Genomic DNA, 11058 nt, shown 5'->3' with positions numbered 1-11058 from the left:
ATCCAATGGCATAAAAAAAACAAAACACCCCTCTTTTAAATAGACCCATAAAACAAAAAGCACCATTACGCTATAATCGCGACAATATAATATCATGTAGGATAGTCCGATGAGCGAAACAACTGAAAAAAAAACAACATATAATCCAAAAGAAGTAGAAGATAATTACTATAAACTCTGTGAAGATCGTGGGTATTTTGAAATTGATGGGAACAAAAGCATCCAAGAGGAAGGGAAAAACTTTTCTATTATGATGCCTCCTCCAAATGTTACAGGGTCTTTACATATCGGACACGCTCTCACCTTTACACTTCAAGATATCATTACCCGTTATAAGCGTATGGATGGGTTTAAAACACTTTGGCAGCCTGGTACTGACCATGCAGGTATTGCCACGCAAAACATCGTTGAAAAACAACTTTTAGCAGAAGGTACTACCAAAGAAGCATTAGGACGTGAGAAGTTTCTTGAGCGTGCTTGGCTCCAAAAAGAGACAAGTGGCGGAAACATTGTTCACCAAATGAGAAAATTAGGTGTTACACCGGCATGGAAACGTGAGCGTTTTACGATGGATGAAGGACTGAAAGAAGCAGTTAAAGAAGCCTTTGTTTCTTTGTATAATGAAGGGCAAATTACACAAAATAACTACATGGTAAACTGGTGTACACATGATGGTGCACTCTCTGACATCGAAGTAGAACACGATGAAGTAAATGGTAAATTTTATACAATGATCTATAAATTTGCTGATGGTTCAGGACAGCTAGAAGTTGCTACAACTAGACCAGAAACATACTTCGGAGATACAGCCATTATGGTACACCCTGATGACAGTCGTTATACGAATATCGTAGGTAAAGAAGTACTTTTACCACTTACAGACAGAACTATCAAAGTCATTACTGATACACATGTAGACATGGAGTTTGGTACAGGTGTAGTTAAAGTAACACCTGCACACGACCAAAATGACTACGCTGTAGGGAAAAGACATGACTTGGAGTTTATCAAAGTCTTTAATGAAAAAGGAATACTCAATGACTATTGTGGTGAATTTGAAGGATTAGAAAGACTTGAAGCCAGACCTGTCATTGTTAAAAAGCTTGAAGAAGAAGGGTACATCGTTAAAATTGAAGAACATGTACATCAAGTAGGTCATTGTTACAGATGTAAAAACATCGTAGAGCCATTCATCTCTCAACAATGGTTCTTAAGTGAAAAGATAGCTGAAAACTCTATCAAAGAGACCAAAAAGCACAACAACTTTCACCCTGCACACTGGATAAACTCTTACACAGCATGGATGGATGAACTTCGTCCTTGGTGTATCTCTCGTCAGCTTTGGTGGGGACATAGAATCCCGGTATTTACCTGTGATGACTGTGACCACACATGGGCAGATAAAGAAGATGAGCCTGAGGCTTGTCCAAAATGTGCATCAAAAAAGATGACACAAGATCCTGATGTGCTCGATACGTGGTTCTCGTCTGCTTTATGGGCAATGTCACCTTTGGGTTGGGGAAACAATGGAAAACTCCCTGAACTTTACAATGAAAGTGATATGGCAGATTTCTACCCTAACTCTTTACTCATTACTGGTTTTGACATTATGTTCTTCTGGGTTGCTCGTATGATGATGATGGGAGAACACTTCACCGGTGAGCTACCATTTAAAGACATTTATATGCATGCGCTTGTAAGAGATGAAACCGGTGCCAAAATGTCTAAATCAAAAGGCAATGTAATCGATCCTCTTGATATGGTTGAAGAGCACTCTGCAGACATTATCAGATTTACTTTAGCGTACTTGGCTGTGCAGGGTCGAGATATTAAACTGGGAGCTAAGAACCTAGAACAGTTTAGAAACTTTACCAACAAACTTTACAATGCAACAAATTACCTACAACTTAACGTTGAGACTTTCCCTGAACTTAAAAATATTGAAGTCAAAACACCACTTGGACGTTATATGCAAAGCCGTTTGAGCCTTGCAGTAGAAAAGATCCGTGTCTCTATTGAGTCTTATAAATTTGATGAGTCTGCTAAAACACTCTATAACTTCGTTTGGAACGAATTTTGTGACTGGGGTATCGAATACTCTAAAGCAGACAGAGAGAGCATTGTGGAACTTGGAGCGATCTTCAAAGAGACACTCAAAATGGTTTCACCGTTTATGCCGTTTATTGCTGATCACCTTTACCATAAGCTCTCAGGTACTACACTTGAAGAGGGTGAGTCTCTCATGGTCATGAATTTCCCTAAAGAGATCAAAAGAGACGAAGAAGCTGAAAATATGTTTGCGATCATCGAAGAGTCTATCACTGCATTGAGACGTGCAAAAGTAGTCATCGACATGGGTAATAGCAAGATAGAAAAAGCCTACATTAAATTAGATACGAACATAGACACTGATATGGCTCGTCCATTCATCCAAAAATTGGCAAAAGTGGAAAACATAGAATTTGTAGATACAAAAGTACCAGACTCTATCACAGATGTTTCTGACAACCTTGAGGTTTACCTTCCAACTGGCGAGATAGACATGACACCTATCATCTCTAAATTGACGCGTCAAAAAGAAAAACTTGAAAAAGAGATACAAAAACTAAGCGGTATGCTAAACAACGAAAAATTTGTAGCCAATGCACCAGCTGAAGTACTTGCTACAAACAAACAGTCATTGGAAGATGCACAAAACAAGATCACAAAAGTAAGTGCAGAACTTGAAGGGTTTGGTATATAATGACTCCTCTAGCACAAGAAGCATACAACGTATTACTGGCAAAAGAGTATGATAAGGCTTTCGAGCTTTATACAGCTCTTGAACAGCAAAAAGACCCTGTCTCTTACTACTATCTAGGTTTCCTCTATTTTAAAGGGTACGGTGTCGATCAAAACACTAAAAAAGCATTTGATTACTATCTTGAAGCTGCTACAAGAGAAGTACCTGTAGCACAATTCGAAGTAGCTCTAATGCTTGAGAATGGTGAAGGTTGCGAGAAAAATGAATCTGAAGCAGCCTTTTGGTACGAAGAAGCCGCCAAGAGAGGAAATATAGATGCCTTCAACAATTTGGGTGCTATGTTCAAAGAAGGTCGTGGAGTTCCACAAGACTATAAAAAAGCATTTATCCTTTTCTCAAAAGCTGCACAAGCTGAGAATGCAAAAGCTCAGTTTAACTTAGGTGCTTTGTATGATATGGGCTTAGGTTGTGAAGAAGACAAAGAAAAGGCCATAGAGTGGTGTAGAAAAGCAGCCTATCAAGGTCATGAGATGGCAAAAGGCATCATTAAACGTATGCAACATGATGGGCAGATCGTTTTTTAAATTTGTAAGATTTATTGTTTGAGTTCCCCACTAATAAAAGTGGGGAGTAGTTTAGCCTAAGGCAACGTATCAACTAATGTACTATCTGTAATATCTTGTGACGTAGTTTCATCTGTTAACACAAATACATCATTTATATATCCTAAAATATCTTTAAATGTACCATTAACATCTTGTGAAGTAACTACAAGATCATACGTTCCAACAGTGAGCCATGGTAGTATATAACTTCCATCTGTAGCATCCGTACTTAAAACTGCATTACCAAAGTTATTGGTAACATTTGATTCATTAGCATCCCAGCTTCCATCTTCGTAAGCATAAACAATAACTGAGGAAACATTTTCATCTAGATCCAAAGTCATCGTACCATTGATCTCACCAACTTCAATGTTATCAATGATCTTTATAGTAGGACGTAGCTTATATATGCCATTACCAGTTGATGTTACAGATTTTCTTACATCAAAATCAGCCGTAACATTGACTGTTCCACCAGCTGGTATCGTAAATCCTCCAATGGCTTTAAAGCCAGTTTGGTCACCACTTGGCACTTCCAATGGTTGTATATCCCCTTCGAAAAAATCAATCCAACAATCGTCTGTATCGATTACAAAACGTACATGTGCTATCTCACCGGCAGGTAATTCAACATGATTTAGAAGTGTTGTATTCCCATCTTGCAGATCTAAGAGATTAATGGTTCTTGATTCATTAAGATCCACATCTTGCCAACTGTCATTACTGTCAGCATATTGATAACGCAATGCATCGAAAGTAACATAAACGGCTTTTACATTTTTATCATCAGTGGGTGCATCTGTAAGCTTCAGAACAACTTCTCCAGTAGCTGATGAAGATGTTGTTCCACCTCCGCCTCCACATCCTGAGATGAGTGTCATGATTGTTAATGATAGTGCTAACCCTATCAGTTTATGAAAAATTTTCATATATATCCTTTTATAATTGGATGTTGCTCAAAAGAAATATGAATTCATTTTGGTAACCTGGCGATCTTAAGGTTAAGACCCATGGCTTTCCGTCCTTGCTTCACAACAAGTTTGGCACAACAAAATAAGGTTGAATTAAATAGAAATTGTAGACTTAACAAGTAAAAAATGTAGAATGATACATCATCCACTTGCATTAGTATCTGGTAACCTGGCGATCTTAAAGTTAAGACCCATGGCTTTCCGTCCTTGCTTCACAACAAGTTTGGCACAACAAATAATATTTAAAATATCTCTATACTCTAACGAGTATAGTATATAGGAAAATAGATTAAATAAATCTTTAGTGTTATATAGTCCAAAATATACTCTTTTGAACTATAGGAAGTTGAGTAAGCTATTTTAAAAATCGTTGCCTAAACCCTTCTCCATGAAGAGGTTTCGAGAAATGATAACCTTGATACCTGAGTTTATCATCTAGTTTAAGAAGTAACTCTTTTTGATTTGCGTCTTCTATACCTTCTATGACTATATTATAGTTAAAGTGTCTTCCAATATCTAATATAGTTGAAACAAGATGCAGTTCCTTAGGATTAGTCTCTATATTTTTTATGAATGCCCTATCTATTTTTAATGTATTGAAAGAGAGCTTTTTCAAATAAGAGAGCGATGAATAACCTATACCAAAATCATCAATAGCACATTTCACTCCTTTACTCCGTAATCCATTAATAACATGTTGTGTATTGTCAAAATTATCGATCAATGATCGCTCTGTGATCTCAATCATAATATCTTTAGTCTCTAATCCATACTTATTTAATTTTTTAAGAAACTTTACGGGAAAATCATTCTCTACAAATTGCTGAGCATTCACATTGATTGAAACATATTTAAGTTTCCAGCGATTCTCTTTTTTCCACTGAGCTATGTCTTGACATACTTTATCAACAACCCACCACGTTATTTGTGAAAGTAACCCGGCTTTTATCGCCAATGGTATAAAGTCTTCTGGAGACAATAAGCCTTTGGTAGTATGTTCCCACCGTATAAGTGCTTCAGCCGAATACAATTTATCTTTTTTTATGCTTACTATCGGTTGATAAAATAGTTCCAGCTGATCTTTTTCTATTGCATATGCAAGATCATGCTGAAGAATAAAAAGGTCTTTTTGTTGTTTATCTAAAGATGCATCATAATATGAAATATGATCATTAGCAATTTTAGCTTGATACATAGAAAGATCCGCATGCCGTATGATCTCTTCAGTATTCGTATAGCCTGGTTCCATCAAAACGATGCCTATACTTGATTTAATATGTAAATGCATTTCTTTTATAACAAATGGCTCTAAAAATACACCTTCTATCGCTTTGGAGAACTCTCGGGCTTTTTTATCTGCGATGTGACTATCAGTTGAGATATGAGGTACGATAATAATAAATTCATCTCCCCCTAATCTACTTACCATACAGGACTTACCTAAAAGTGTTGATAAACGTTTCGATACAGCAAGAAGAACATCATCTCCGACTTCATGCCCCAAGGAGTCATTGACGCTTTTAAACTGATTCAGATCAAGATAAAAAAGTATCGAAAAACATGTTTTATGCTTTTTATGACTCACTAGGTTTTCTATATAGTTTTTAAAACCTCTACGATTTAACAATCCAGTAAGCATGTCATGCTGAACCATATATTCAAGCTCTGTTAATGCTGCATGTTCTTTTGTTTTATCTTCTATCATACCTACACCACCTAAAACCCTATTAGACGTGTCAAAAAAAGAAAAAGCTTTTGCATCGATCCAAAAATGCTTGTCATTCAATGATATATAAGGGCCTTCATAAGTTTGAGGTCCTTGGGTAAGTGCATTTTGTAGTGATCCTAATACCCTACTATCAGGAAGATGATTAAGATTCATTCCTATGATCTTTTCTTTATCATGCTCAAATAATTTATTCAGTTTTTCATTGCACTCCAATACTTCTAAGTCGTTATTATAGGTAAAGATGCCAAGGGGTGCATTCCTAAACAAACTTTCTAAAAGCATATGTTCTGACTGTAAATTATCAAATTCTTTTTTCTGCGCATCGATTTTGACTATGGTTGTCACCTGTGCTATAAAATACAAAATTAATGAAACAGCAAGTATTAAATGTATAGGAGTATCAGAAAGAAATAGCATTGTAAGGGTAAGCGGGAACATGAGTATACCTGCATATACTATATTTAGTCGGATATCCGGTGACAAAGAGACTATAGAACCTGATGACAACCCTAAAACGACAGCAATAATATAGACCTGATAATAATAATCTACTTGATGTATAAAAATAAAACCAATGGTAGAAAAGATAAGTGCCGTCACAATGGCACTCACGACAAAGTTTTTATACCATATAACCATAGAGTATTTTTCAGGTTTTTGTTTAAAAATATACGCCATATAAAGTCTGTATCCTGTCAATACTACTAAGCTCAAAAACCAAAGTATAATACTAGTATGCAGTATGGGATATAAAGCCGCAGTTGTTAACGCAGCCAATGCAATAAGCACAAGTAGACTTCTGCTAGAAAGTGTATACAATGTAGTGATTACAGATTCATCGATATTCTGAAACTCTTTTAGTTTAGTAGACAATATTTTTAAATTCATGGAATATTATACATTAAATTCTATGAGGTAGACATAGAATATTTATCTTACCGTATCTTCAATGTACATGTCTAAACTCTTTATATATCTGCAAACATATCTACGACAGTACTTATAATAGAAAATGGTTTATATAGTTATTTTAAAAACTTCTCCGCAAACATTTCAGAGGGGACAGGTTTACTAAAAATATATCCCTGATATACAAGATCCTTGTCTATCGCTAAAAGTAACTCTTTTTGTGCCTCTTCCTCGATCCCCTCTACAACAATATGATAATTAAACTGTTTACCAATATCTAAAATAGTTTTGACTAACCTAATATCGTCTGGTCTATGCTTAATATCTTTGATAAATTCCATATCTATCTTTAATGTGTCAAAAGATAGTTTTTTAAGATAAGACAAAGAAGAATACCCTATTCCAAAATCATCAATAGCACACTTGACACCTTCCTCACGTAATACATTGATAACATCTTTTGTATCTTCAAAATTATCAATAATAGATCTTTCTGTAATTTCAATCATAATATCTGTCGTATCAAGCTCATATTTTGCAAGTGTACCCAAGAACTCTTTGTCAAAATGATTCAATAATAACTGTTTTGCGTTTACATTAATTGAAATATAATTTAAGTTCCAAAGATTCTCTTTCTTTAGTGATGCAATATATTGACACATTTCATCTATCACCCACCAAGTAACATCAGATATAAGTCCTGTTTCAATAGCCATAGGAATAAATTCAATAGGTGATAAAAGTCCCAATTCAGGATGTTCCCACCGTAAAAGACACTCTGCTGCGAACAGAGTGTCTTTTTCCATTGTAACTAAAGGTTGTAAATAAATTTTTAATTCATTCTTCTTCGATGCATCCACAAGATCATGTTGTAGAAGAAAAAGTCTTTTTCGTTCTTTATCTAACTCTGTGTCATAAAAAGAAGGATGATCACTAAAACTCTTTTTAGCCTGATACATCGCAATGTCCGCATAACGTATGATTTCATCTATATTGCTACTACGAGGTTCAATAATAACAACGCCCAAACTAGTACTCATAGATAAAGACATCTCATCAATAATAAAAGGATCGAGAAACGCTTTTTGAATTTTATCAATACATACTTTTGATTGAATTTCCGCATCAACAACATTTTGTGCGATAAATGGAGATACTACAATAAATTCATCACCACCAAATCTGCTAACCATACAATTTTCACTTACAAATACATTTAAACGATCAGCTATAGCTATCAAAAGTCTATCACCTACCTTGTGTCCCAGTGAATCATTCACATGTTTAAATTTATTCAGATCAAGATAAACAAAAAGTGAATAAAAATCTTTATGTTTTTTTGATCGCATAATTTTATTCATATACTCCTTTAGGCCTCTTCTGTTTAAAAGAGCTGTTAAAGAGTCATGTAGCGCAAAATGCTCCAGATCTTTTAATGCTTGATGTTCTTTTGTCTTATTCTCTATAAGTCCGATGCCACCCACTGTATTCTGATCATTATCAAAAATCGGAAAACATTTAGATTCAACCCAATATTCAAAACCTTTTATAGACACATACGGGCCAATATATATTTGGACACCTTTGACAAGGGCATTTTGAATTGTATCTAAGGAACGTTTATCTGGAAGATCCGCTAAATTACGACCTATGATCTCTTCTTTTTTCAAGCCAAAGAGTTCTAAAAAGGCTTGATTACAATCTTTGACATTCAATTGGGTGTCATAAGAAAAGATCCCAATAGGTGCCTGTTTATACAAGTACTCCAACTCTTCTTCTTTTTTATGAAGTTTGAACTGTTCTTGGGAAACTGTTTCTTTTTGTCTCTCTAGATCAACACTCTGTTCATAGGAGTTTAAAATAACAATACTCTGTATTATTAAATATAATATCACCAATACTGCCAATACTGTGTGCATTGTCGTTGGTAAAACGAGTAATACTGCAATAACTGGTAGTAATATAATACTTAAATACCCTACCAATATGCGAATATCAGGGAATAAAGAACTCATGGCACCTGAGGTAAACCCGATCATAACAGCAATAATAAAAACTTGATGCACAGTATCTACATAAAATAGAGATACAGATCCAAGAAGTGAAAAAAGAAATGCTGTAAGAAAAGTAAAAAATAGAAATACCTTATACCATTTTTTGATCGTATATTTTTGTTCATTTTTTTGAAAATCATATGCAAGATATAATCGGATCACTAAGATAGATACAACAATGATATTCCACAAGACAATAGAATAAGATAACATAGGATAGAGATAATATGTTAGAAGAGTAGAAAGAAATATAGTAGCAATAATACTTCTTTGTGATAATGAATATAAGTTTGAAACCATTACTTTATCTATTAGTTTTAAATTAGATATTTTTAATAGTATATTTAAGTAATTCATATTTTGATTATACTTAGATTCCCTTGTATTCATCTATCAACTACAGTTCATCCCCTGTCTTTATGATATCCAGCCCAAACCGTTCTCTCAGTTTTTGTATCTCTTTACTCAATATATGATTCTCCATATCTTCATCAAGATCCATAAGTGAAAATGTTTTTTTCTGTTGCGTGCTAAAATTTGAAACATTGAGGGTAAGTTTTATGGCTCCTTTGTCTACAAGTACTATCTCTTCATACATTTTTGTAAGTATGGATTTAAAAAGTGTTTCAGAGAACATCCGGTTAACAGTGAGTGTCTTTTTTGCCTTAACACCATACTCATACCCTATCTTCAAGTAGTAACTTGTAGGGTTCACTTCTATAGCCATGACCATATAAATAATATGCCTCGCCATGATCATAATACGTCTTTTTATCTCATCCGTATCAAGGATAGCATCGAAAGTACGGCTGATCCCTATGGACTTTCTTTCTCCTTGAACAGATATGCCTTCATGGTCTGTGCCTGTCACACGAGCATAGAGTTGTATGCCGGGTTTTTTCCATGATTCAAAAAGCGCTTTATGTCGTTTTACATCACCTAGTGTAGAGATATAGTGCTCCCCTAGTCTCTTTTGAAAACCCTTTCCTATACCTGGAAATTTTTTAATGGGAATGTCTTCTATATAAGCATCGATATCTTTCACTTCAAACACACCATAAGGTTTGGCAGATTCTGTTGCAAGTTTGGCTATCCATTTTGCTTTTGAGATGCCTATGGAAACAGGTATGTCAAAATGCTCAAGTATCTTTGCCTGTAACTCTTTTGCAAAAACATATACCTCTTCATCAGTTTTCCAACCGCTGACATCTCCAAAAAACTCATCTATACTGTACTGTTCTACTTTAGGGATATGTGCCAACATAAATGCATGTATTTGGTGAGAGAGTTTATGATACAGCGGATAATTTGAAGGTACTACAGTCATTTGAGGACAAAGTTGTAAAGCCTGGGCTATAGGCATAGCGGTTTTGACCCCACATGCCCTAGCTTCATAACTCGCAGTAGTTACGATACCCCGTACCTTTTTTCTTCCTTCTGTCTCATCTACAAAATAAGACTCAAATGTTTTCTTTTTATCGCTGTAAAACACCGGAGTGACAAAAGCTCCGGTGTTATCATTCATCAGCTTAATATAGGTCCGTTTTTTATTAAATATCTCCAGGTTACTACGGCTACCCACCGCCATAGGTATACCTTTTAAAGAAGAGTTCATACTACGCTCAGCAGAAGCGAAGAAGCTATCTATATCTATATGTAAAAACACACTATTATCCTTTTATAAACAGATGTAAAACAGTATATCTATCTTTATAGTTTAGTCTAAAAAACATGACAAATTGACACAAATTTTATCTTATTTTAATCACTTTATATGATACTATTATTCACATTAATTGATTTTATTATTTATTTTAAACTATAACTTTAGATTTTATTAACACATACTTAACACTTAACTGATAGCATTATAATGGTTTGTTTTTTAACAATAGGGGGATATTGGTATTTTTATATCAATATAAAAGAGTGACACTAAGTGTCTCAAAAGGTAAAATAAAAAGGAAAATGAATGAAGTTAAATGTTAAAGCATTAACGCTTTTGCTAAGTGCAGGCGTTATATTATCATTAACAGGATGTGGTAGT

General features: G+C 34.7%; 6 protein-coding genes and 2 riboswitches. Of the genes, 2 read left to right on the top strand and 4 right to left on the bottom strand.

The genetic code is table 11. The features are described 5' to 3' along the window. Positions 1-109 precede the first annotated feature (109 nt). Together ABYK33_RS09800 and ABYK33_RS09795 are read left to right on the top strand one after the other, a co-directional pair. Complete coding sequence (locus ABYK33_RS09800; RefSeq protein WP_373032989.1) at positions 110-2743, top strand: valine--tRNA ligase; 2634 nt, start codon at positions 110-112, stop codon at positions 2741-2743. Continuing rightward, entirely contained in the window at positions 2743-3327 is a 585-nt protein-coding gene (locus ABYK33_RS09795; protein WP_373032987.1) for a tetratricopeptide repeat protein, read from the top strand. The genes ABYK33_RS09800 and ABYK33_RS09795 overlap by 1 nt, the downstream gene beginning before the upstream one ends. Before the next feature lie 56 nt (positions 3328-3383). Here ABYK33_RS09795 and ABYK33_RS09790 read toward each other — a convergent pair whose 3' ends face one another. The 4 genes from ABYK33_RS09790 to ABYK33_RS09775 all read right to left on the bottom strand — a co-directional run bounded on the left by ABYK33_RS09790 (position 3384) and on the right by ABYK33_RS09775 (position 10677). Beyond that, on the bottom strand, positions 3384-4277 hold the full coding sequence (locus tag ABYK33_RS09790) for a DUF4382 domain-containing protein (RefSeq protein ID WP_373032985.1): 894 nt from the start codon (positions 4275-4277) through the stop codon (positions 3384-3386). Between the two features lie 48 nt (positions 4278-4325). Then, positions 4326-4403: riboswitch (cyclic di-GMP riboswitch) on the bottom strand. 76 nt (positions 4404-4479) lie between these two features. Then, positions 4480-4557: riboswitch (cyclic di-GMP riboswitch) on the bottom strand. Between the two features lie 117 nt (positions 4558-4674). Further along, positions 4675-6936 carry an EAL domain-containing protein gene (locus tag ABYK33_RS09785; protein ID WP_373032983.1) on the bottom strand — a complete coding sequence of 754 codons (2262 nt, stop codon included), beginning with the start codon at positions 6934-6936 and terminating at the stop codon, positions 4675-4677. Positions 6937-7073: 137 nt separating this feature from the next. Next, on the bottom strand, positions 7074-9368 hold the full coding sequence (locus ABYK33_RS09780; RefSeq protein ID WP_373032982.1) for an EAL domain-containing protein: 2295 nt from the start codon (positions 9366-9368) through the stop codon (positions 7074-7076). A 40-nt stretch (positions 9369-9408) separates the two neighbouring features. Beyond that, complete coding sequence (locus tag ABYK33_RS09775) at positions 9409-10677, bottom strand: DNA polymerase IV (protein WP_373032981.1); 1269 nt, start codon at positions 10675-10677, stop codon at positions 9409-9411. Positions 10678-11058: the final 381 nt, after the last annotated feature.

It is taken from the genome of Sulfurovum sp., assembly GCF_041562805.1.
GTDB lineage: Bacteria > Campylobacterota > Campylobacteria > Campylobacterales > Sulfurovaceae > Sulfurovum.
This window is presented reverse-complemented; position numbering and strand designations above follow the sequence as displayed.